General features: G+C 58.4%; 18 protein-coding genes. 9 read left to right on the top strand and 9 right to left on the bottom strand.

Annotation, left to right across the window (positions count from 1 at the left end; all coding sequences use genetic code 11):
- The first annotated feature begins 19 nt into the window (after window positions 1-19).
- A complete protein-coding gene (locus DVA43_RS05430; RefSeq protein WP_114314825.1) occupies window positions 20-946 on the top strand; it encodes an alpha/beta hydrolase in 927 nt (308 codons plus the stop codon).
- A 103-nt stretch (window positions 947-1049) separates the two neighbouring features.
- On the opposite strand, the gene aldA is transcribed toward DVA43_RS05430, so the two are convergent.
- Window positions 1050-2489 (bottom strand): aldehyde dehydrogenase, encoded by a 1440-nt coding sequence (aldA, locus tag DVA43_RS05425; RefSeq protein WP_114314824.1) that lies wholly within the window; start codon window positions 2487-2489, stop codon window positions 1050-1052.
- Between the two features lie 197 nt (window positions 2490-2686).
- Window positions 2687-3490: a YdcF family protein gene (locus tag DVA43_RS05420; protein ID WP_114314823.1), complete on the bottom strand. Its 804-nt coding sequence runs from the start codon at window positions 3488-3490 to the stop codon at window positions 2687-2689.
- A gap of 388 nt (window positions 3491-3878) precedes the next feature.
- Here DVA43_RS05420 and DVA43_RS05415 point away from each other — a divergent pair, with 388 nt between their 5' ends.
- From DVA43_RS05415 to DVA43_RS05395, 5 genes are all read left to right on the top strand, one after another.
- Window positions 3879-5201 (top strand): MFS transporter, encoded by a 1323-nt coding sequence (locus tag DVA43_RS05415; protein WP_114314822.1) that lies wholly within the window; start codon window positions 3879-3881, stop codon window positions 5199-5201.
- 151 nt (window positions 5202-5352) lie between these two features.
- Complete coding sequence (locus DVA43_RS05410; protein ID WP_168194641.1) at window positions 5353-7005, top strand: MFS transporter; 1653 nt, start codon at window positions 5353-5355, stop codon at window positions 7003-7005.
- Between the two features lie 43 nt (window positions 7006-7048).
- The gene (locus DVA43_RS05405) at window positions 7049-8128 is read left to right on the top strand and encodes an HlyD family secretion protein (protein ID WP_114314821.1); all 1080 of its coding nucleotides are present in this window, start codon (window positions 7049-7051) and stop codon (window positions 8126-8128) included.
- Window positions 8125-9504: an efflux transporter outer membrane subunit gene (locus DVA43_RS05400; RefSeq protein ID WP_114314820.1), complete on the top strand. Its 1380-nt coding sequence runs from the start codon at window positions 8125-8127 to the stop codon at window positions 9502-9504. Before DVA43_RS05405 ends, DVA43_RS05400 begins: the two co-directional genes overlap by 4 nt.
- Window positions 9505-9600: 96 nt before the next feature.
- Entirely contained in the window at window positions 9601-10260 is a 660-nt protein-coding gene (locus DVA43_RS05395) for an O-methyltransferase (RefSeq protein WP_114314819.1), read from the top strand.
- A gap of 401 nt (window positions 10261-10661) precedes the next feature.
- Here the strand turns inward: DVA43_RS05395 and hrpA are convergent, their stop codons facing one another.
- Window positions 10662-14564, bottom strand: a complete 3903-nt coding sequence (hrpA, locus tag DVA43_RS05390) for an ATP-dependent RNA helicase HrpA (RefSeq protein WP_114314818.1) — start codon at window positions 14562-14564, stop codon at window positions 10662-10664.
- Between the two features lie 202 nt (window positions 14565-14766).
- Here hrpA and azoR point away from each other — a divergent pair, with 202 nt between their 5' ends.
- The gene (gene azoR / locus DVA43_RS05385; protein ID WP_103179784.1) at window positions 14767-15372 is read left to right on the top strand and encodes an FMN-dependent NADH-azoreductase; all 606 of its coding nucleotides are present in this window, start codon (window positions 14767-14769) and stop codon (window positions 15370-15372) included.
- Window positions 15373-15428: 56 nt separating this feature from the next.
- Here the strand turns inward: azoR and DVA43_RS05380 are convergent, their stop codons facing one another.
- On the bottom strand, window positions 15429-16682 hold the full coding sequence (locus DVA43_RS05380; RefSeq protein WP_114314817.1) for an MFS transporter: 1254 nt from the start codon (window positions 16680-16682) through the stop codon (window positions 15429-15431).
- Between the two features lie 239 nt (window positions 16683-16921).
- Between DVA43_RS05380 and DVA43_RS05375 the strand changes: the two genes are divergently transcribed.
- Both DVA43_RS05375 and DVA43_RS05370 read left to right on the top strand, forming a co-directional pair.
- Window positions 16922-17485 carry a helix-turn-helix transcriptional regulator gene (locus DVA43_RS05375; RefSeq protein ID WP_114314816.1) on the top strand — a complete coding sequence of 188 codons (564 nt, stop codon included), beginning with the start codon at window positions 16922-16924 and terminating at the stop codon, window positions 17483-17485.
- The gene (locus tag DVA43_RS05370) at window positions 17482-18036 is read left to right on the top strand and encodes a GNAT family N-acetyltransferase (protein ID WP_114314815.1); all 555 of its coding nucleotides are present in this window, start codon (window positions 17482-17484) and stop codon (window positions 18034-18036) included. Before DVA43_RS05375 ends, DVA43_RS05370 begins: the two co-directional genes overlap by 4 nt.
- A 45-nt stretch (window positions 18037-18081) precedes the next feature.
- Here DVA43_RS05370 and DVA43_RS05365 read toward each other — a convergent pair whose 3' ends face one another.
- From DVA43_RS05365 to opgC, 5 genes are all read right to left on the bottom strand, one after another.
- On the bottom strand, window positions 18082-18501 hold the full coding sequence (locus DVA43_RS05365) for an ATP-binding protein (protein WP_114314814.1): 420 nt from the start codon (window positions 18499-18501) through the stop codon (window positions 18082-18084).
- A gap of 1 nt (window position 18502) precedes the next feature.
- Complete coding sequence (locus DVA43_RS05360; protein WP_114314813.1) at window positions 18503-18841, bottom strand: STAS domain-containing protein; 339 nt, start codon at window positions 18839-18841, stop codon at window positions 18503-18505.
- Window positions 18838-19980 (bottom strand): PP2C family protein-serine/threonine phosphatase, encoded by a 1143-nt coding sequence (locus DVA43_RS05355; protein WP_371414030.1) that lies wholly within the window; start codon window positions 19978-19980, stop codon window positions 18838-18840. Before DVA43_RS05355 ends, DVA43_RS05360 begins: the two co-directional genes overlap by 4 nt.
- 69 nt (window positions 19981-20049) lie before the next feature.
- Window positions 20050-20949, bottom strand: coding sequence for a hypothetical protein (locus DVA43_RS05350; RefSeq protein WP_114314812.1), 900 nt, complete (start codon window positions 20947-20949; stop codon window positions 20050-20052).
- Window positions 20950-20959: 10 nt separating this feature from the next.
- Window positions 20960-22177 carry an OpgC domain-containing protein gene (gene opgC, locus DVA43_RS05345; RefSeq protein WP_114314811.1) on the bottom strand — a complete coding sequence of 406 codons (1218 nt, stop codon included), beginning with the start codon at window positions 22175-22177 and terminating at the stop codon, window positions 20960-20962.
- Window positions 22178-22458 lie beyond the last annotated feature (281 nt).

Below are 22458 nucleotides of genomic sequence, written 5' to 3'. Positions count from 1 at the left end.
CCAGAGAGGGAGCGTTAACATGGAAGCACTTAGCCGCGAAACACTCGAACAGAATATGGCCCACGCCGTCAGCCGTTCGGTCACCTTTACCATCTGGCCCGATAATGAAGCCCCGGGGGCACAGACCAGCGACGCTGTCTTAACCCCGGAACCCCACCACACCGGTACCTCCCACTTTGATCGCGCCGTCACCGGCATCCGCGCCCCGGAGATAACCGTCTATGTCCCGAACAAACCTAACGGGGTGGGCATCCTGGTAACGCCGGGCGGGTCATACCGCCGCGTGGTGCTGGATAAAGAGGGCAGCGCGCTGGCCTCCTTCTTTAATGCCCGCGGCTACACCCTGTTTGTGATGACCTACCGCATGCCGGGGGATGGTCATGAAGAGGGTGCCGACGCGCCGCTGGCCGACGTTCAGCGGGCGATGCGGGTGATTCGCGCCAGTGCCGGGGAGTGGAAGCTGGATCCGGCCCGTATTGGGGTACTGGGCTTCTCGGCGGGCGGTCACGTGGCGGCGAGCCTCGGTACACGCCATGACGAAACGGTATACGCCCCGCTGGATGCCGTCGACGAGTACCCTGCCCGTCCGGCCTTTATGGCGCTGGTGTATCCGGTGATCACCATGCGTGACGAGCACCATCATTCGGGCTCGCGCCATGAGCTGATCGGGGACAACCCTGGCGAGGAACTGATCCATCGTTACTCGCTGGAAGAGCGCGTCACCCGCGACGCCCCGCCGACCTTCCTGCTGCATGCCGCCGACGACCCGGCGGTGAAGGTTGAGAACAGCCTGGCGATGTTCAGCGCCCTGCGCCGTGTTGGGGTGCCGGTTGAGATGCATCTGTTCGAGCGCGGGAAACATGGATTCGGCATCCGCGATGCCCAGGGGCTGCCGGTGGCCCTCTGGCCGGAACTGATGATGAACTGGATTGCGACGAAGGTGTAAGCCTGGGGTGCCGGGTGGCGGCTTCGCCTTACCCGGCCTACGTGTATGATGCTGTTTGCCGGTTTTGTAGGCCGGGTAAGCGCAGCGCCACCCGGCGTGTTTATCACGACTGCAAATAGACTACCTGGGTCTGCAAATACTCGTGCAGGCCGTGTTTACCATCCGCTCCGCCGATCCCCGATTTACGCCAGCCCGCATGGAAGCCCTGCATCGCTTCAAAGTTCTCGCGGTTGATGTAGGTTTCGCCGAACTTCAGTCCTTTAATGGCCTTCATCGCCACGTTCAGATCCCGGGTATAAATCGAGGATGTCAGGCCATAGTCGCTGTCGTTGGCCATCTTCAGCGCCTCTTCTAAGGTGTCAAACACCACCACCGGCAGCACCGGCCCGAAGCTCTCTTCGTGCATAATGCTCATCTCCTGACGCACGTCCAGCAGAAGCGTCGGCGGATAGAAGTAGCCCTTGCCTTCCACCGCTTTGCCGCCCAGCACCACTTTCGCCCCCTGCTCTACCGCCAGCGCCACCTTCTGCTCAACACGCTCCAGCGCCGCGGCGTTGATCAGCGGGCCCATGGCGATGTCGTTACGCTCGGCCGGGTTGCCAAACTGCACCGCTTTCATCGCCTCGCCCAGACGGTTTGCAAAGCGGTCGTAGATGCCCTTCTGCACATAGACGCGCTCGGCGCAGTTACAGACCTGTCCGGTGTTGATCACCCGCGAGTCGACAATCGCCTTCACCGCCAGCTCAAGATCTGCGTCGTCCATCACGATAGCCGGGGCTTTACCGCCCAGCTCCAGGCATACTTTGGTGATGTTCTTCGCGGCGGCGGCCATGATTTTCTCACCTGCGGCCACGCTGCCGGTCATGCTGACCATCGCCACTTTCGGATTGCCCGCCAGCTCCTGGCCCACGGATTCCCCGCGTCCCAGCACCAGGTTAAAGACCCCTTTCGGCAGGCCGATCTCGTCGACGATTTTGGCGAAGGCGATGGCGTTATTTGGGGTGAACTCGCTCGGCTTAATCACGATGGTGTTGCCGGTCACCAGCGCAGGTGCCAGCTTGCGGGCAATCAGGAAGAACGGGAAGTTCCACGGCAGGATACCAGTGGTGACGCCCAGGGCACGTTTGAACAGCAGAATGTTTTCGCCCGGACGATCGCTCTGGATAATTTCGCCCTCGTAGCGGCGGGCCCACTCCGCCATGTAGTCGAGATAGTCGGCGGTGAAGGAGACCTCAACCTCCGCGAGCTGCTGGATCTTGCCGCCTTCGGCCACAATCAGGGCGCTAATTTCACTGGCGCGCTCGCGAATGCCTGCTGCGATTTTACGTAACCAGCCTGCGCGCTGGATGGCAGGCAGTGCCTCCCAGGCCTCCTGGGCGCGTTCGGCGGCGTCAATCGCCTTGCGGGCATCTTCGGCGCTGCCGTCGGGAATACGGGAAATGACCTCTTCGGTGGCTGGGTTGATGACATCAATCCAGGCATCACCCTGCCAGGCTACAAACTGTCCATCGATATACATAGGATGTTGTACGGGTACTGTCATGACTCGCTCCTGTAATTACACTGTTTTTAACAAGTAAAATTATTGTTAAAAACTACAGTTCCCGATCCGCAATCCCAGCCTATCGCGCTGTTTTTGTGAGATATCTCATAAAAGAAACGGGTCAGCAGACGTAAATCATTTCATCCCGACAACATCAGGTTGCCCGTTTGCGATAAGTTTCACGCAAACGGGCAAGGTTACAGCAGGGAGCGGCTCGCCAGCGCCTCGGTGAGAACGGCGTCATGACGCAGGATCTGCCAGGCCGCCTCCACCTCGGCCGGAATATCCACATGGACGATAAAATCGCGCCCAAGCGGACCGTAGCCATTGATGTCATCCCGCAGGCGCGGCAGCTCCCCCAGCACCAGCGACAGATAGCGCTCGACGGGCCACAGCCCCTCGCCGCCGCCGCGGAACACCAGGCCCTCATCACTGTTTTGCAGCTGCGGCACAATGCCGGGATGACTGGTCCATTCCGGGGCATCTGGCTTATCGCGCCAGACGCGGGCAAAGGTCGCCATGGTCCGCCGCTGCATGGTCGGGTCCTGCACCACTATCCCGCGCGTCACCCTTAGCTGATGATGGAGGATCGTCGCGGCGCTGAAGCGGGCATTTTCACCGCAGTTGGTGGATTGATCTTCCACCAGCAGACGCGCCGGCGGAATATGCCAGAACTCCCGGGCGATCTCCGCCAGAATGGTGGCCTCGGCTTTGCCGGTGGTGCGCACCTTGTTATAACGCGGATGCTGCGCGATGGCGGCGTATAAGAAGGTGGTGGAATGGCCTATCCCGCCGCTGATCAGCAGCGGCACGGCAAGCTCCGACGCCAGACGGCAGGCTGCGTCGATGGAGGGGATCACCGCATTACCGGCCAGCACCACCAGATCCGGCTGTAGCGCGGGCGGATTGTAAGGCAGATTGTCTTCAGCGAGCCAGGCCCCGACGGTATTGACCGCGACCAGCGTTTTATCCGGCAGAGACGGGAAGATTGTGAGACTCATCGTTACCTCCTTCCAGCAAGTAAGTTAAGGGTAACGCGCGGGCCGTCGGTTAACAGAGGATCCCTCTGAAAGCGAAATCGGCAGTTACCTTATAAGAATAGTCATTAAACTGAAATAACCAGAAACGTCCAAAAATCAGACGGTTGCACCTGCATTATATGCTGTAACTTAGGCCATTAAAAAAATTAAGCGCCAGAAATATCACCATTAAAAGCAGTGATTGCTGCTTATTTCAGCGTGATCTGACCAGTTTTCACCTCGCCCTGCTTGCCAAAAGTAACAGCTCTCCCTAAGTTGCTTAACAATTCGACAACCTTTTACTTTCTGGGTTGCACCCGAAGCGCGCCGGGTGTCACCCGCTTCATCATCCACTGGGCGGGATCACGGTATGACACAACAACACGAAAGCAGTACCGCAGTTTTACGCAAAAATAAAAAGGTGCTGGTCGCCAGCCTCACCGGCAGCGCCATTGAATGGTTTGATTATTTTCTCTACGGCACAGCCGCGGCGCTGGTGTTCAACAAGATCTTCTTTCCGATGGTCGACCCGGTCATCGGCCTGATTTTGTCCTATCTTTCGTTCTCGTTAACTTTCTTTATCCGCCCCATCGGTGGCGTGATATTCGCCCACATCGGGGATCGTATTGGGCGTAAAAAAACGCTGGTGTTAACCCTGTCGTTGATGGGGGGTGCAACCGTGATGATTGGGCTGTTACCTACCTATGAGCAGATTGGCCTCTGGGCCCCGGCCCTGCTGATCCTGATGCGCATTATTCAGGGAATGGGAATTGGCGGCGAATGGGGCGGCGCCCTGCTGCTGGCCTATGAGTACGCGCCGGAGAAGCGCAAAGGCTTCTTCGGCAGTATTCCGCAGGCGGGGGTGACCATCGGCATGTTGATGGCGACCTTTATCGTCTCGCTGATGACGCTGTTCAGCGAAGAGGATTTCCTCTCCTGGGGCTGGCGTATTCCGTTCCTGCTGAGTTCGGTGCTGGTGCTGCTCGGCCTGTGGATCCGTAAGGATATCGACGAAACGCCGGAGTTTAAAAAGGTGAAATCCTCCGGCAAGGTGGCCAAAGCCCCGCTGCGCGATACGCTGAAATACCACTGGCGCGAAGTGCTGATCGCCGCCGGGCTGAAGGTGGTTGAGACCGCGCCCTTCTACATCTTCTCTACCTTTGTGGTCAGCTACGCCACCACCACGCTCAGCTATCAAAAATCGCAGGCGCTGGAGGCCGTGACCCTCGGGGCGCTGGTCGCCACCATCATGATCCCGCTGATGGGGCTGCTGTCGGATAAGGTTGGTCGCCAGCGAATGTATGCCGTCAGCGTCTTTGTCCTCGGCCTGTTTATCGTGCCGTGGTTTATGCTGCTCAACACCGGCACCACCTGGGGCATCGTGCTGGCTACCGTCATCGCTTTCGGCATGCTGTGGGCACCGGTCACCGCGGTACTCGGCACCCTCTGTTCAGAAATTTTCACCGCCAACGTGCGCTACACCGGCATCACCCTCGGCTATCAGCTGGGCGCAGCCCTGGCAGGTGGCACCGCGCCGCTGATTGCCACCGGCCTGCTGGCGAAATATAACGGCGACTGGGTGCCGGTGGCCTGGTATCTGGCGGTCACAGTGACCATCTCCCTGATTGCGATCTTCTGTGCCAGCCGGGTTAAACGCGCCCCGGTCATCAACGCACAAACCCACGAACTCTGATCCCCAGGCGGCCAGCATTGCTGGCCGCTGTCATACTTACCGCTCACATTTGATTAACCCGCTATTATCATATTCACTTGAAACAGACTTTGCGTCAGACGTAGAATCATTAGCCCACTAACTATCATCAATGCGACAGGTAATAAACGCTATGCGACTGCCCCAACGCGACCCCTATGCTCCTCGCGAGTGGCAGCCTCACGAAAAGCCGATGCTGTTAGGCTCCCCCTCCACCCCGATCCACAGCACGCCCAAACGGGTAGCCTACGGTGTGGTGGGACTGCTGGTATGCCTTACCGGCGCGCTGGGCAATGCCATGGTTTCGGCCAACCTGCAAAATCTGCAGGGCACCTTTGCCGCCTGGTCCACCGAGATCGCCTGGCTGCCCGCAGTGTACGTAATGACCAACGTGTCGATTAACCTGCTGCTGGTGAAGTTTCGCCAGCAGTTTGGCCTGCGCGCCTTCACCGAAGGGTTCCTGGTGCTCTATGTGCTGGTGACCTTCTTTCACCTCTTCGTCAACGATCTCAGCTCGGCCCTGATGGTGCGCGCCGCCCACGGCATGGTGGCCGCGGCGCTCAGCTCGCTCGGGATCTACTATCAGATCCAGGCCTGGCCGGCGAAACATCGCCTGAAGGCCCTGACTATCGGCATCACCGGTTCGTCGCTGGCGATCCCCATTGCGCGGCTCTTCTCCACCGAGTTGCTGCAGCTGGACGAGTGGCGCGGGCTCTACCTCTTTGAGCTGGGTCTGGCGCTGATCTCGCTGGGCTGCGTCATCGCCCTCAAGCTGCCCCCGGGGGATCGGCGCAAGGTGTTCGAGAAGAAAGATTTCATCACCTTTATCCTGCTGGCTCCGGGGATGGCGCTGCTCTGCGCGGTGCTCTCCCTTGGGCGGCTGGAGTGGTGGTTTGAAACGCCGTGGATCGGCTGGGCGCTGGCAGGTTCGCTGGTGCTGATTGTCTCAGCTATTGTCTTTGAGCATAACCGCAGCAACCCGCTGCTGAATACCCGCTGGCTCTCAAGCGGCAGCATCCTGCGCCTGGGGCTGATCATGCTGCTGATCCGCATCGTGCTGGCGGAGCAGAACACCGGGGTGATCGGCTGGTTGCAGTATGTCGGGTTGCAGAACGAGCAGATGACCCACCTGGCCTGGGCGATTTTTGCCGGGATCCTCTGCGGCATCGCCGCCAGCTGCCTGACCATCAAACCAACCAAACTCGCCTGGCCGATTGTCACCTCGCTGGTGCTGATGATTATCGCCTCGCTGCTCGACAGCCAGTCCACCAGCCTCACCCGCCCGGATCAGCTGATGCTGAGCCAGTTCCTGCTTGGCTTCGGCAGCGCCTTCTTCCTTGCCCCGGCGATGCTAGCCGGGATTGGCGGGGTGATTGCCGATCCGCGCAACCTGGTCAGTTTTTCGGTGCTGTTCGGCATGAGCCAGAACATCGGCGGGCTGTTGGGTTCCGCCATTCTCGGCACCTTCCAGACCTGGCGTGAGAAGTACCACTCCAGCCTGCTGGCGGAACAGCTCACCAGCCTTAATCCGCTGGTGAACGAGCGCCTGCAGATCTACAGCCAGATGTACCGGAGCCTGATTGGTGACAGCGCCCTGCTGAGCACCCAGTCGGCGTTGCAACTACAGAACGCCAGCACGCTGCAGGCAAATATTCTCGCTTACAACGATACTTATCTTCTGACGGCTGGCATTGCCACCGCCACGCTGGTCTGGATCTTATGGCGCTTGTTGCGCCTGCGTATCACTGCCCGTCTGGCGCTGAGAAAGGCCACCGGCAGTAAATAATGGTTTATACAATAATGATGATTGTGCGTTCCCAGGAGTGGTTATGAGTCAGCAGGATGCCGCTAAAGAGCAGGCCAGTACCCGTAATAATCTGCGCGTGGTGTCAGTGTTCGCCGCTGCCGCCATCGGCATCGTTGGCGTGTTGGTGATCCTCTACGCCTGGCAGCTACCGCCGTTTACCCGCCATACCCAGTTTACCGATAACGCCTACGTGCGCGGCCAGACCACTTTTATCAGCCCGCAGGTGAACGGCTATATCACCGAGGTCAAAGTGCAGGATTTTGAGCGCGTCAGGAAGGGCGACCTGCTGCTGCAGATTGACGATCGTATCTACCGCCAGCGGGTACACCAGGCTGAAGCCCAGCTGGCGATGAAAATTGCCGCACTGAACAATAACCTGCAACAGCGCAAAAGCGCCCAGGCGGTGATCCAGCGTAACGAAGCGGCGCTGAAAAACGCCCGGGCCCAGAGCCAGAAGACTCAGGCCGACTTAAAGCGGGTGAAGGACTTAACCGCCGACGGCTCGCTCTCCATTCGAGAGCGGGATGCAGCGCTGGCAAGTGCCGCCCAGGGCAGCGCCGATATCGACCAGGCGAAGGCCACGCTGGAGATGTCGCGCCAGGATCTGCAAACCGCCATCGTTAACCGCGCCGCGCTGGAGGCTGACGTCGAAAACGCGAAGGCGGCCCTTGAGCTGGCGCAGATCGACCTGCAAAACACCCGTATCGTGGCGCCGCGCGACGGCCAGCTGGGGCAAATTGCGGTGCGTTTAGGTGCCTATGTGACCGCCGGAACCCACCTCACTACCCTGGTGCCGCCGCAGCACTGGGTGATCGCCAATATCAAAGAGACCCAACTGGCGGACCTGCGTGTCGGCCAGCCGGTGAAATTCACCGTCGATGCCCTGAACGACAAAGCCTATGAGGGCCGGGTGCAGAGCATCTCCCCCGCCACCGGGGTGGAGTTCAGCGCCATTACGCCGGATAACGCCACCGGGAACTTCGTCAAGATAGCCCAGCGTATTCCGGTGCGTATTGAAGTGTTAGGCAAGCCGGAGGAGTCGGCCCTGCTGCGCCCGGGCATGTCGGTGCAGGTGACTATTGATACCCGGGAGGCAGAATGAGCCGCCGCCCGCTTGTTGCCCTGATGGTGGCCGCCGTGCTGAGCGGCTGTCAGTCGGTGGATGTTGAGCCAGCGAAGCCGACGCTACAGATCCCCGCCCAGTGGCGCGCCGCTACCGGCCCCACCAGCCCGGCGGAACAGGTGTGGTGGCGCAATTTTCACGACAGCCAGCTCAACGCTTACGTTGACCAGGCCCTGCGCAACAACAGCGATGTGCTGATTGCCCGGGAGCGGATCAACGAGTATCAGGCCCGGGTCTACGCCAGTGAAGGCAGTCTGTTTCCGACCCTGGATGCCGATCTGAATGCGGGTCGCGCCCGTTCTCAGTCGGCAGCAACCGGTTTGCCCACCTACGGGGCGCTCTACAAAGGCAGCCTGACCGCCAGCTACGACGTGGATATCTGGGGCGCGAACCGCCGCACCACCGATGCGGCCCGGGCGAGCCTCGAGGCGCAAAAAGCCGCCGCCGCCGCGGCAGATCTGACGGTGGCCTCCTCGGTGGCCTCGGGTTACGTCACCCTGCTGGCGCTGGACGAGCAGCTTAAGGTCACGCAGTCGACCCTGAAAGCGCGGGAAGAGGCCTTTAATCTGGCACAGCGGCAGTATCAGACCGGCTACAGTTCGCGCCTGGAGCTGATGCAGTCCGACTCCGAGCTGCGTTCGACGCGGGCGCAGATCCCGCAGGTGCAGAACCAGATTGCCCGTCAGGAGAATGCGCTCAGCCTGCTGCTGGGCAGCAATCCGGGGAGTATCGCCCGCAGCGCGGATTTCGATGCCCTGACACCGCTGCGTATCCCGTCGCAACTCCCTTCGTCGTTGCTCAACCGTCGCCCGGATATTGTGCAGGCGGAACGCCAGCTGATCGCGGCCGATGCCTCGCTTGCGGCCTCGCGCGCCAGCCTGCTGCCGTCGATCAACCTGACCGCCACCGGATCGATTCAGGATCGCACCCTGCCCGGCCTGCTGGACAACCCGCTGGAGCTGTGGAGCATCGGCGGCAGTATTCTGGCCCCGCTGCTGAACCGTCAGGCGCTGAACGCCCAGGTGGATATCGGCCAGTCGCAGCGCAATCAGGCGCTCTACAGCTATGAAAAAACCGTGCGTAACGCCTTTAAGGAGGTGAACGACAGCCTGGATGCTATCGCCCGCTATGGCGAGCAACTGACCGAGCTGGTGGCGCAGCAGGAGGTCGCCCAGGAGACGCTGCGCATCGCCCAGAACCGCTATCGCAACGGCTATTCATCCTATCTGGACGTGCTGGACGCCCAGCGCACGCTGTTCTCGGTGCAGACCAGCGTGGTGCAGGCGAAAAATAACCTGCTGCTGGCGCAGATCGATCTGTATAAGGCGCTGGGAGGCGGCTGGTCGGCACCGTAAACGCCGGGCGGCTCATGCGCTTGCCCGGCCTACAGGTTTTGTAGGCCCGTGCAAGCGTAGCGCCGCCGGGCAATATACGCACTAAGGGGTCAATCTATGCAACAACAGTGGTCTGCCGTAGATAATTACATGATTTCCCAGCTTATTTCTCAGGATGAGGTGCTGCAAAAGGTCCTTGATAATAACCAGCGCGCTGGGTTACCTGCCCACGACGTCGCCGCCAATCAGGGGCAGTTACTGGCGCTGTTTGTGCGCATGACCCAGGCGAGGCGGATCCTGGAAATTGGCACCCTGGGAGCCTACAGCAGCATCTGGATGGCGCGCGCCCTGCCCGCGGATGGCAAGCTGATCACGCTGGAGGCCGACCCGGTTCACGCTCAGGTCGCCCGGCAGAACATTCATCTGGCGGGACTGGAGCAGCGTATTGAGCTGATCGAAGGTCCAGCCCTGCTCTCCCTTGAGCGCTTCGATGCGATCCCGCCTTTTGATCTGATCTTTATCGATGCCGATAAACCGAATAACCCGGGCTATCTGGAATGGGCGCTGCACTACTCCCGGCCGGGGACGGTGATCATCGGCGATAACGTGGTGCGGGACGGAGAAGTGGTTAACGGCCAGAGCGACGACGCCCGGGTACACGGGGTGCGGCGGTTTATTGAGATGATCGGCGATAATCCGCGCCTGACCGCCACCGCGTTACAGACGGTGGGTGTGAAGGGATGGGATGGGTTTACGCTGGCGATGGTGAACGGGTAAACACCGCTTACCGGCCCTGCGGGAGGGGTGCTGTTACATGCGGCACCGGTGGTGGTTCCGTTCACCTCACGTTCCTTGCTTCTCTGATACATCCGAACCGGTGAACGTGCCAGGGCGGCTCAATCGCCACCGCCCTGGCGACCCGGGCTCCCGGCAAGAAAATCGCCGCTTCGCGGTCCCCTCAGCTTATTCCTTCAGGCTTTCGGGTCGGGCACCAGCCTGCATCCATGCAGGCTATGCCCTCTCGGCGCGTCCCTGCGCCTCGCCCCGGCCTTCCGGAAACGCTTCGGCGATTTTCAGCCGGACCAGGGAGCCGCTGTTAGCCTTTTATTAACCGAAACGACTCCATTGCTTCAATGCAATATTGTAGGCCGGGCAAGCGCCAGCGCCGCCCGGCGATTTTAAGCCGAGATCTGCTCCATTGCCTGCAAGATACGCTTGTCGGAGATCGGATAGGGCGTCCCCAGCTGCTGGGCAAAGAAACTCACACGCAGCTCTTCAATCATCCAGCGGATCTCCTGTACATCTTCATCATCGCGGCGGGCCGGTGGCAGCTTGTTCAGCCACTGCTGCCAGCGCTGCTGCACCGCTTCCACCTTCAACATCTGCGCCCGGTCGCGGTGCGGGTCGATCGCCATCTTCTCCAGACGTTTTTCAATCGCCTGCAAATAGCGCAGCGTATCGCCTAAACGCTTGTATCCGTTGCCGGTCACAAACCCGCGATAGACCAGCCCCGCCATCTGTGCTTTCACATCCGAGAGCCCCAGCGCCATGGTCATATCCACCCGCCCTTTCAGGCGCTTGTTGATATTGAACACCGCAGTCAGGATCTGCTCGACCTGCTTCGCAATGTTGACCACCGTCTCGTTGAGTTCAGCGCGCACTTTTTCGTGCAGTTGCGCAAACCCCTCTTCGGTCCAGACCGGGCCGCCCGCAGCGTTGATCAGCTGATCCACGCCGCAGGAGATGCAGTCGTCGATCAGATCCAGCACCTTGCCGTACGGGTTAAAGTAGAGCCCCAGTTTGGCCTTGTTCGGCAGCTTCTCGTGCAGATATTTGATCGGCGACGGGATGTTTAACAGCAGTAAACGGCGCAGCCCGCGCCACATCGCCTGCTGCTGCTCCTGCGGATTATCGAACAGCTTGATCGCCACGCTGTCGCGCTCGTCCACAAGCGCCGGCCAGGCTTTCACCTTGTAGTTGCCGCGCTTCTGCTCGTAGCTTTCCGGCAGTTGACCAAAGCTCCAGATATGCAGCCCGCTCTGCTCGATACCGTCGTCGGCCACGGCAGAGAGGGTCTCCTGCACCTTGCCTTTTAAGGCCTCTTTCAGCTCGGTCAGGGAGCGGCCTTCCTGCAGCTTTCTGTTTTTATCATCCACTACCCGGAAGCTGATTTTCAGATGATCGGGCACCTGATCCCAGTGCCACTCTTCCCGGTCGATGGTGACGCCCGTCATGCGGCGCAGCTCGCGCTCCAGCGAATCCAGCAGCGGCAGCTCCAGCGGCGTGGCGCGGCCTAAAAACGCCTCGGCGTAGTTCGGCGCCGGCACAAAGTTGCGGCGCACCGGTTTTGGCAGCGATTTAATCAGGGCGATAACCAGCTCGCGGCGCAGGCCGGGGATCTGCCACTCAAAACCGCTCTCCTCCACCTGGTTGAGCAGCGGCAGCGGGATATGCACGGTCACGCCGTCCGCATCGGTGCCCGGTTCAAACTGGTAGCTCAGGCGCAGCTTGAGGTTGCCCTGGTGCCAAAAATTCGGGTAGTCGAGCTTGCTGACCTGCTCCGCCCCCTCTTTGATCAACATGCTCTTTTCAAAGTTGAGCAGATCCGGGGTCTCGCGGCTGACCTTTTTCCACCAGCTGTCAAAGTGGCGGGCAGAAATCACGTCGTGGCTGATGCGCTGGTCATAAAACTCAAACAGCGTCTCGTCATCCACCAGGATGTCGCGGCGACGGGTTTTGTGCTCAAGCTCTTCCACTTCGCTGCGCAGCTTGAGATTTTCCCGGAAGAAGGCGTGGCGCGTCTGCCAGTCGCCCTCCACCAGCGCGTGGCGGATAAACAGTTCGCGGCTGAGCGCAGGGTCGATCTGGCTGTAGTTGACCTTCCGCGCCGCCACCACCGGCAGGCCGTAGACGGTGACCTTTTCGGTCGCCATCACCGCCCCCTGCGCCCGCTCCCAGTGCGGTTCACTGTATGAGCGCTTCAGCAAGTGCTGCGCCACCGGCTCGACCCACTCCGGATCGATGCGCGCGGCAATGCGGCCCCACAGGCGGCTGGTCTCCACCAGCTCGGCGACCATCGTCCACTTCGGCGGCTTCTTGAACAAGCCAGAACCGGGGAAGATGGCGAAGCGGGCGTTACGCGCCCCGGTAAACTCCTGTTTATCGGCATCCTTCATGCCGATATGCGACAGCAGACCGGTCAGCAGCGCGATATGAATTTCGCGGTACTCCGCCGGTTCGCTGTTCACCGGGATGCCCAACTCTTTCACCACCTGGCGCAACTGGGTATAGATATCCTGCCACTCGCGCACCCGCAGGTAGTTAAGGAAATCGACCCGGCACTGGCGGCGGAACTGGTTTGAGGACAGCGCTTTCTGTTGCTCGCCGATGTAATTCCACAGGTTTACAAAGGCAAGGAAGTCAGACTCTTTATCGTGGAAGCGGCGGTGCTTCTCGTCGGAAGCCTGCTGTTTGTCCATCGGACGCTCGCGCGGATCCTGGATGGAGAGCGCCGAAGTGATGATCATCGCCTCGCGCACGCAGCCATGTTTTTGCGCCTCCAGCACCATCCGCGCCAGGCGCGGGTCAACAGGCAGCTGGCTGAGCTGGCGGCCCATGGGGGTCAGCTTGTAGACAGTGGCCTGCTCGTCGGTGGTGATTGCCCCCAGTTCCTCCAGCAGGCGCACGCCGTCCTGGATGTTGCGCTTGTCCGGCGCTTCCACAAACGGGAAGGCGGCGATATCGCCCAACCCGAGGGCAGTCATTTGCAGAATAACCGACGCAAGGTTGGTACGCAGAATTTCCGGGTCGGTAAACTCCGGGCGTGAGAGGAAATCGTCTTCCGAATAGAGACGGATACAGATCCCTTCCGAGACACGTCCGCAGCGGCCCTTACGCTGGTTGGCGGAGGCCTGAGAAATCGGCTCGATCGGCAGTCGCTGCACCTTGGTGCGGTAGCTGTAGCGGCTGATACGCGCCGTGCCGGGGTCGATCACATATTTAATGCCCGGCACGGTAAGGGACGTTTCCGCCACGTTGGTCGCCAGCACGATCCGGCGGCCGCTGTGGGCCTGGAAGACGCGGTTCTGCTCGCTGTTAGAGAGACGTGCATACAGCGGCAGGATCTCGGTATGGCGCAGGTCGCGCTTGCTCAGTGCGTCGGCGGTGTCGCGGATTTCGCGCTCGCCGCTCATAAAGATCAGGATATCGCCCGGGCTTTCATTCCCCAGCTCATCCACCGCATCGAAAATGGCCTGGAGCTGATCGCGCTCGGTGTCGTCGGCGTCTTCCACCATCGGACGGTAGCGGACCTCAACCGGATAGGTGCGCCCCGAGACTTCGATAATCGGCGCATTGTTGAAATGACGCGAAAAACGTTCCGGGTCAATGGTGGCCGAGGTGATGATCACTTTCAGATCCGGGCGACGCGGCAGCAGCTCCCGCAGGTAGCCCAGCAGGAAGTCGATGTTCAGGCTGCGCTCGTGCGCTTCATCGATGATGATGGTGTCATACTGCATCAGCAGCCGGTCCTGCTGGATCTCCGCCAGCAGAATGCCGTCGGTCATCAGCTTGACCATGGTGTTGTCGCTGACGTGATCGCTGAAGCGCACCTTATAGCCGATGCAGCCGCCCGGCTCGGTTTGCAGCTCTTCGGCAATACGGTTCGCCACCGTCCGTGCCGCCAGACGCCGCGGCTGGGTGTGGCCGATCAGGCCCTTGATCCCGCGCCCCAGCTCCATACAAATTTTTGGCAGCTGGGTGGTTTTACCCGAACCGGTCTCCCCCGCCACAATCACCACCTGGTGATCGCGCACGGCTTCGAGGATCGCCTGTTTTTTCTGGCTGACGGGCAGGTTTTCCGGGTAGGTGATCGCCGGGCGCGCGGCTTCGCGCAGCACAACCTTACCCGCCGCCTGTTCAATCTCTTTCGCCATCTCCTGGAAAATGGCCTGTTGTGCATCAGGATTTTTAACCTTCTTTACCCCATGCAGGCGGCGGGCAAAGCGCTGTTTGTCACGCAACATCAGCGGATCCAACTGTTGCATAAGCATCGGGAAGGTTAATTTCTGTTGTTCTGTCATAGCGTTAACGGGCAGTGCACTGCCGGATAAAATCTCTTTGTAATGATTGCTATAGAGTACCACATCGTGGGTTTTTGCGCCTTATTCAAAAAATTCGAACATAGACTTCGATATATTGCGCTATCCCTGCGACAGGATTGTGAATAGAGTGTCAGCAAGCAACGGGGCAACCCCCTCATCAAATACAACAAAGGAATCACCCATGAGCAAAGTATTAGTTCTTAAATCCAGTATTCTGGCAGGGTACTCTCAGTCTGGTCAGCTGTCTGATTATTTCGTTGAACAGTGGCGTGAACAGCACAGCGGTGACGAAATCACCGTCCGCGATCTGGCCGCTCAGCCTGTTCCGGTACTGGATGGTGAGCTGGTGGGTGCCCTGCGTCCGAGCGATGCGCCACTGACGCCACGTCAGCAGGAAGCACTGGCGCTCTCCGATGAGCTGATTGCCGAGCTGAAAGCCCACGACGTGATCGTGATTAACGCGCCGATGTATAACTTCAACATCCCGACCCAGTTGAAAAACTACTTCGACCTGGTAGCGCGTGCGGGCGTCACCTTCCGCTACACCGAGAAAGGGCCAGAAGGTCTGGTCACCGGTAAACGTGCGATTGTGCTTTCAAGCCGTGGCGGTATTCACAAAGATACCCCAACTGACCTGGTGGCGCCGTACCTGACCCTGTTCCTGGGCTTCATCGGCATCACCGACGTGAACTTCGTCTTTGCTGAAGGTATCGCTTACGGTCCGGAAGTGGCGGCCAAAGCGCAGAACGACGCGAAAGCGGCTATCGACAGCCTGGTTGCGGCGTAAGATCCAACGCTGAAAATCTCGCCGGGGAGTGGTGCACTCATCACTCCCCGGCGCTTTTATGTCTCCTGCAAACGTGCCAGCATCCGTGCCCTGCTGAGACAAATAATCGCGCACAGGAGCAGGCTGAGCAAGGCCGTGCAGATAAAGACCCCCGCCCCGGTCATGGCGAGCATCACTCCGCCGATTAACGGCCCGACCGCAACCCCCAGCGTCGATAACGTTGAAGCCCCCAGATAGGCACCCCGGTGCTCCGCCGGCGCGAGCTGATCGAGCAAAATATTCAGGTTTGGCATCAGAATCGCCTCCCCCATACTGAAGACGGCGGTAAAGGTCAGCCAGATCCACACCTCCGTTGAACGGGTGGCAAAAAAGCAGAATTGCGATAAGGCGAAAATGGCGCCGCCCAGAAGTATCCTTTTCGGCAGGTTAATCTGCGCCATAAACCGCACAATCAGGCTCTGAAACACCAGTACGGTGCAGGCATTGGTGACCAGGATCAGGGTGATGAGCTTCACCGCCCCGTTGCCATCAAGTAGCATCAGATACTGCGGCAGGACGGCTTCATAATGGATAAAAACGATACTGCACAAGATGCTACACAGCAGCGCCGCAACATAGATTCGGTCTTTGGCGATAATCCCCATCATCTGATGCAGCCTGATGGCCGGCGCGCTGCCGGACTGCGGCTCGCCCACCAGCTTCCCTGCCGGGATAAACAGCAGTACATAGACGAAAAATGGCAGATAGGTTAAGCCCGTGATCAGAAATGTCCCCTTCTGGGATGTCAGGCCAAAGACCAGCCCCACCAGCGGGCCAAACACTGCCGCGACGTTGATCAGGTAGTAGCGCATTTGCAGGGCCAGCGCCCGGCGACGGCGGTCACCCAGCAGATCGCTCATCAGCGCGCGCACCGGGGGATCGACCCAGGCAAAACAGACCCCGATGATCATCAGGCCGGTGATAAACAGCCCCATCCCGCTCGCCTGCGCCAGCGTGATATAGCCCACGGCGGAAAACCCGCACCCCAACAGAAGGATCACCCGCCGCCCCATGCGGTCCGAAATCTGCCCGCCGTACATGCCGAGCACCACCGAGATCAGGGCGCTGCTGGTCATCGCCACGCCAATGGCGATGGGAGACATATGGTAATTCTGGGTCATGATCACGGCGATAAAGGGCCATGCCATAAAATAGCTAAACCGTATGACGAAGGTAAAAAAGAGCAGTGCGTGTACGGTTGCAGGAAATGTTTTTAGCGTCTGAAAAAGCCCCGGTGCCGCGCAGATTTCAGCGGCGGGTTTGGTTGTCATAGGTTGTCCTGTTGGTTATTTTAATTGTTCTGTTGGCCACGAAATATACCTGGCTAACTAGTAATAAATTTAATTACCCGCAGGTGCAATAAAAAATTTAACAAAATTTTAATAGGTTTTTTTATCTTGAAATTGTGAATTTTTCTTTTGCGGGATTTTTTTCAGCGGTGCTTGACTCGCGTTCAGCGTGCAGTATTATCTCTCATTAGAGAATTTTGTCTCACATACGGGAAGCGGGTATGAACAATCAGGACTACAGGGAAAAGCTGGCGGCACGTCTGGCCGCGCTACGCCTGCAGCATAACCGTTCGCTGGAGGATCTCTCCACGGCGTCGGGGATAAGCAGAGCCTCACTGTCACGCATTGAACGGGGAGAGGTAAGCCCCACTGCGGAAGTGCTCAACCAGCTCTGCAGCGTATACGGCATGACCATGTCCCGGCTGATCAGCGAGGTTGAGCAGGTCGCCGATAACCTGTTCCGGGCCGGGGAGCAGAGCCTGTGGCATGATGAGCACAGCGGGTTTGAGCGACGTCTGTTAATACCGCCGTCTAACGCTTTCCGCTGCGAAATGATTGACGGGAAATTACGTCCGGGCGCTTATATTGAATATCTTCAGCCGCCGGTTCAGGGGCTGGAGCAATATATCTGGTTACATGCAGGGGAGTTGATTATTACCATGAATGCGGAAACATGGCATCTGAAAAAAGGTGACAGTTTACGTTTTCATTTATCGGGAACCTCATCATTCAGGGCACATGAAAATCTCGGCGCCCACTATATTCTGGTGGTATGTAAATCATGATTGAATATAAATGTCTTACTGCTGACGAGGCACGTCAACGCTTCTCTGAATTAGGTGATGTTTTGCAGGCGTGTGTAAAAGATGGCGCGAGTGTCGGTTTTATTGATCCCACCGACCGTCCTGCCATCGATCGTTTCTGGCAGGAAAAAATAGATAGTCTTGCGCGCCGCGATTGCGATCTTTTCATCGCCCTGGATAACGGCACGACAGCCGGTACCGTCATGGTTAACTATTGCGCCACGCCTAATGGCCGCCACCGGGCAGAAATTACCAAGCTGCTTGTTCACCCTCAATCACGTCGCCAGGGAATTGCACGAGCGCTGATGATGCAGGCAGAACAGTTGGCCTGGGAAAAGGGGCTGGTTTTGCTGGTGCTGGATACACGCAGTGGCGACGTGGCCAGCGACCTCTACCGCTCGCTTGGCTGGCAGTCCGCGGGGTCGATTCCGTTTTATGCGCAGTCGGTTGAAAACACCCTGGATTCGACCACATATATGTACAAAGTGAACAAAAACGCAAAAGCCGCTATCGCCAGCCCGGTGACCGCGTAAGTCTGCCCCTCTCACCGCCTGGTGGGAGGTTTTGCTTTTCAGCACTCACCACCCTTTTTCCAGCACCGCAATATTCTTTCCGTCCCGGCGTTCGAGGTCAAAACTGTCTACCGACAGCAGGATCAGCCTGAGCCCCCGGCCACTTTCTGCGAGCAGCGTGTCGTCACCAAACGCCTCATTACGCGCCGCAGCCAGGCGTTCAGCGGGAAAAGGCGTCCCTGCATCGGTAAAGCGCAGGGTCACGCCAGCGTCGGCGGCGATAAACGTCACGTTAAAAAGCTGGCGTTGATCCTCGTGCAGCGCATAGCGGATGATATTGGTCGCCGTCTCGCAGGCGGCGAGATCCAGCGCAAAGCGCCAGGTTTCGTCCACGGGCAGCGAGGCCATCTGCTGCGCCAGCCACTCCGCCAGCGGCGAGAGCGAGCTTAACGCGGCCGGAAGCGCAATCTCGTGAGCCACGGCCATATCATTGATTCAGCTGCGCCAGCGCCGCGCCGCGGTCCGGGCAGATGCGGAAAATGCGATCCATCCGGGTCAGGGTAAACATGTTGCGGATGCCGGGGTTCAGCGCGCAGAGCACCATATCGCCTTTACCGTTCATCATTTTCAGCAGGGAAACCAGGGTCCCCAGACCGCTACTGTCGATAAAATCGATTTTGCTGAAGTCGACGATCAGGGCTTTGCGATCTTCACCGATCTCGCGGGTAATCGCCTCCTTAAACGCCGCCGCCACCGAGGCATCCAGCCGGCGCACCGCCGGGGTCATAATGTTCACATCGGGCTGCCGCTCTGTATCAATATTCATTGCTCTTCTCCTTTACGCTCAATCACTAAGAGTGAAACATCATCGGCCATCGATGATTGCTCCTGGTTTACCCCGCTGCGCCAGTGAATAAGGTGCCGGGCAAACTGCGCCAGGAGATCGTTCAGCCCGAGGGTGGCCCCGTGCCGCAGCGCCTCCTGCAGCCGCTGCGGGCCAAACTGTTCCCCGGCGAGGTTTTCACATTCGGTAATGCCGTCGCTGAACAGGCAGAGCCGCTCGCCTGCCGCCAGCGTGAAGTCAACATCCGTCCAGCTGAGATCGGGCATCAATCCTACCGGCGCTCCGCCGCTGCCGACGGCTCTGACCTCTCCGTCCGGGTTGACGATAAAGGGGGTCGGGTGACCGGCCTGGCACAGTTTCCCCTCGCCGGTATCAAGATCGATGACGCCGTAAATCATGGTGAAATAGCTGACTATCTCTACCTCATCGCTGCAAAAACGGCCGTTGAGGATGCGCACCACCTCGGCGGGCGACGCCACCTCGTCGTCGGTAAAGAGAAAGCGCTCTACCGCCCTGCCGTGCAAAAACTGGCGGGCCACCGCGAGGGACATCATTGCCGCCCCCACGCCGTGGCCGGAGACGTCCACGCAGTAAAAGCCCAGATGGTTATCCAGCGGGAAGACGTTAAAGATATCCCCGGAAACCCAGGCCGAGGGCAGAAAGAGCCAGTCGGAAAAGTAGTCCCGGTAGCATTGCTGGTGCGCGGGCAGCACCGACTGCTGGATACGCGCCGCCACCTCGAGATCTTGTTCAATCTGGCGCAGGGCCTCACTAAGGCGGGCGTTGCGGGCGGCGAGGGTCGCCTCCAGGGAGAGAATACGCGCCCCCGCATGCAGCCGCGCCCGCAGTTCGCTCTGCTCGACGGGCTTGCTGAGAAAGTCATCCGCGCCAGCGTCAAACCCCAGCGTCAGATCGTCTGGATTTTCACGGCCGGTAAGGAGAATGACATAGATATAGTGACCAATCTGGCGGCTGCGGATCTCCCGGCACAGCGTCAGGCCATCCATCTCCGGCATTTCCCAGTCGCTGATGACCAGACTGACCGGCTGGCTTTCGAGGATCTGCAGCGCGGCGAGGCCGTTTTCCGCCTCGCTGACCTTATAGCCCCACTGCGCCAGCATCCGGCTCAGCAGCCGACGATAGACCAGCGAATCTTCCACAATCAGTACATGCTGCGCCACTCTCGCCCCCTAAAGCGGTAAGAACCAGATAAGGCTAACCGTTCCTTCACGAAACTTACCGTTGCCGCTCTGGTGGCCGGGATAACGGGTGCCGGAATAGTTGGCATACTGAACGGAGAATGAGCCTGGCGTATAGCCTGCATAGCCGAAGCTGTAGCTGTAATCGCCGTTCCAGGGCTGTTGCTGGCTGCTGTCCGGGAACCAGAATGCCGTGGCGCGCACAAAGAAATGTTGTTTGAAGGTGTAACCGCACCCACCCAGCATCACGTTTTTGTTTTTGCGGATGTCGTTGCTCTCCAGATCGTAGTAGCGCGGTACCCAGCTGTAGCCCACCTGGCAGATAATGGAGTCACCTTTGTTGATCAACAGCGTATTCTCCACCGGTTTCGGCAGCGAGAATTTGTAGGCCAGGGTTACTGCCCCCTGCTCGAAGTAAGTGTGACGACCACTGCCCGAGGTCCAGAAGCGGTTATCCCCGTAATTGCTGTACACCAGGCTAAGGGTATTGGCGTGCCAGTCGTCGTAGCCGAAGCTGTAGCGAAAGTCAGCGGTATAGCGGCTGGTGTCGGTGACCGGTAGACGCGACGTGACGTTGGCAAACCAGTAGCTGTAAGGGGAATATTGCAGACTCAGGTTCAGCGTCTGGTTATATTTTCGCTTCTGCTCCGCGCTGTCTGAGCTGTTGGGGATAGTCATCCACTGCTCTTTCAGGCCCGAGCTAAAGCTCAGCGCGCCGGAAAAAACATCCTCATTGCCTGAGAAAAGCCGTCCCCAGCGGCTGGTAAATACCCCCGCCTGCACCGGCTCGCCGTTCTTGTCGCGCAGTGTCCCGGCATCCTCCTTCGGCGCCGCCTCTGCGCCGGTGGCAATGCACAAGAGTGCGCAGGCCAGCAAATATCTCTCCCGCATCTCCCCTTCCTTAGTTAGGTATCCAGCGTGCGGCGACGTTATATTTCGCCAGTAGCCACAGCACACCAAGCGCCGCTGCATGTACAAAGGTGTTTACTATCCAGTCCTGACGCCACAGATCGAAGGTCACAAACTGGCTTACCGCGAGCACGACGTAGACGTGCATAATAAAGGTATAAAGCGAGCGCTGGCCGAGCGGGATAAGAAACCAGCCTGCCAGCCGGTAAAGAGGTTGCCAGCACCAGGTCAGGAGGAGATAGACCGTCACCATCAGGCAGATATCGTTCAGCACCCTCACCGGGCCCAGCCCGTTTTTTGCCGCCCAGGTATGGTAAAACGCGTTGAAGTCCGCCGCAGGGATGGTATGCATCAGGAGCGCGGGCGGCATAAAGGGGTTGGTATGATTCTGGGCGACAAAGCCGAGGACCAGTGCAATCACCACCAGCGCCGCAACCACCACTTTGCCAGCGGGAGTGCGAGCGAAAGAGAGCAGCTCCTCTTTATACCAGCCGCAACTCATTCCCAGCACAAAAATAAACTGCCACGCCAGCAGCGGAAAGGCGAACTCAAACTGCGACGGGGTTATCCGTACCGGCCAGCGCTGCCAGCAGCAGTAAACCAGCAGCGAAAGGCCCAGTAGCCAGTACACTTTATCCCTTTGCAACATGCCTAAAAACAAAGGGCTTAACAGCAGGAGAAAGATATAGAGCCCTAAAATTTGCGTCTGATGAGGACCGATTTGCAGATAGAGAACAATGTTAAACCAGGTCTCTTTTATCTGGGGCGTCACCGGATAAAGGGACCAGGTGGTTCCCGAAAAACGGTCGGTAAAATGGGTCACTTCAAAAACGTTTATAAAAGGCAAATACCCCAGCAACAGAAAGGATAAAATGATAATAATATTTACCCGGTATATTTTCCACGCCCTGAGGTAAAGCCCCCAGGAAATAGTGAGCAAGACAACTTTTTGTAATCTGGCACGATTTAACATCCCCAGCATAAATCCGGAAAGAATGACAAATCCTTCCGCACCGGTCGTCAGACCAAAACGCTCCCAGGTAAATATATTAAATATCGACATCACCTCTGTATGCGCCACCACCATCATTACCAGCGCAATTCCGCGCATAAAATCAATACGCAGATCGCGATTCCCGGCAAGAGAATAGCGCCATGCCCTTGATTTTATGTTTTCTTCTTGCGGTATTGCAGGCGCAATCTGGCTCATAGGGAGTCCTGTTAATGATCCTGAAAAAGCATCGTGCTAATAATTTAGATAGCGTAAATGCCTTCATCTGGCAATTATTGCGGTACGCAGGAAAAAATCTTATTAATAATTAACTTTTATTTAAGCGCCCCTAAACTGTTGCAATTTAACCTGCTGGATTATTTTTATCCGCGTTCTACACTTACCTTAAATTATGTTTTTGTGAGCGTTATTTCCATGGCGTTCTCCCTGTCGGTAACAGGCTATTAATTTATTGTCATCGTGGAATCAGGATATCCTTC

The sequence above is a fragment of the Leclercia sp. W6 genome, from assembly GCF_003336345.1.
Classification (GTDB): domain Bacteria; phylum Pseudomonadota; class Gammaproteobacteria; order Enterobacterales; family Enterobacteriaceae; genus Enterobacter.
This window is presented reverse-complemented; position numbering and strand designations above follow the sequence as displayed.

Coding starts and splice junctions, on each gene's coding strand:
- DVA43_RS05430 (WP_114314825.1), top strand. CDS start 20: ATGGAAGCACTTAGCCGCGAAACACTCGAACAGAATATGGCCCACGCC.
- aldA (WP_114314824.1), bottom strand. CDS start 2,489: ATGACAGTACCCGTACAACATCCTATGTATATCGATGGACAGTTTGTA.
- DVA43_RS05420 (WP_114314823.1), bottom strand. CDS start 3,490: ATGAGTCTCACAATCTTCCCGTCTCTGCCGGATAAAACGCTGGTCGCG.
- DVA43_RS05415 (WP_114314822.1), top strand. CDS start 3,879: ATGACACAACAACACGAAAGCAGTACCGCAGTTTTACGCAAAAATAAA.
- DVA43_RS05410 (WP_168194641.1), top strand. CDS start 5,353: ATGCGACTGCCCCAACGCGACCCCTATGCTCCTCGCGAGTGGCAGCCT.
- DVA43_RS05405 (WP_114314821.1), top strand. CDS start 7,049: ATGAGTCAGCAGGATGCCGCTAAAGAGCAGGCCAGTACCCGTAATAAT.
- DVA43_RS05400 (WP_114314820.1), top strand. CDS start 8,125: ATGAGCCGCCGCCCGCTTGTTGCCCTGATGGTGGCCGCCGTGCTGAGC.
- DVA43_RS05395 (WP_114314819.1), top strand. CDS start 9,601: ATGCAACAACAGTGGTCTGCCGTAGATAATTACATGATTTCCCAGCTT.
- hrpA (WP_114314818.1), bottom strand. CDS start 14,564: ATGACAGAACAACAGAAATTAACCTTCCCGATGCTTATGCAACAGTTG.
- azoR (WP_103179784.1), top strand. CDS start 14,767: ATGAGCAAAGTATTAGTTCTTAAATCCAGTATTCTGGCAGGGTACTCT.
- DVA43_RS05380 (WP_114314817.1), bottom strand. CDS start 16,682: ATGACAACCAAACCCGCCGCTGAAATCTGCGCGGCACCGGGGCTTTTT.
- DVA43_RS05375 (WP_114314816.1), top strand. CDS start 16,922: ATGAACAATCAGGACTACAGGGAAAAGCTGGCGGCACGTCTGGCCGCG.
- DVA43_RS05370 (WP_114314815.1), top strand. CDS start 17,482: ATGATTGAATATAAATGTCTTACTGCTGACGAGGCACGTCAACGCTTC.
- DVA43_RS05365 (WP_114314814.1), bottom strand. CDS start 18,501: ATGGCCGTGGCTCACGAGATTGCGCTTCCGGCCGCGTTAAGCTCGCTC.
- DVA43_RS05360 (WP_114314813.1), bottom strand. CDS start 18,841: ATGAATATTGATACAGAGCGGCAGCCCGATGTGAACATTATGACCCCG.
- DVA43_RS05355 (WP_371414030.1), bottom strand. CDS start 19,980: ATGCTGGCGCAGTGGGGCTATAAGGTCAGCGAGGCGGAAAACGGCCTC.
- DVA43_RS05350 (WP_114314812.1), bottom strand. CDS start 20,949: ATGCGGGAGAGATATTTGCTGGCCTGCGCACTCTTGTGCATTGCCACC.
- opgC (WP_114314811.1), bottom strand. CDS start 22,177: ATGAGCCAGATTGCGCCTGCAATACCGCAAGAAGAAAACATAAAATCA.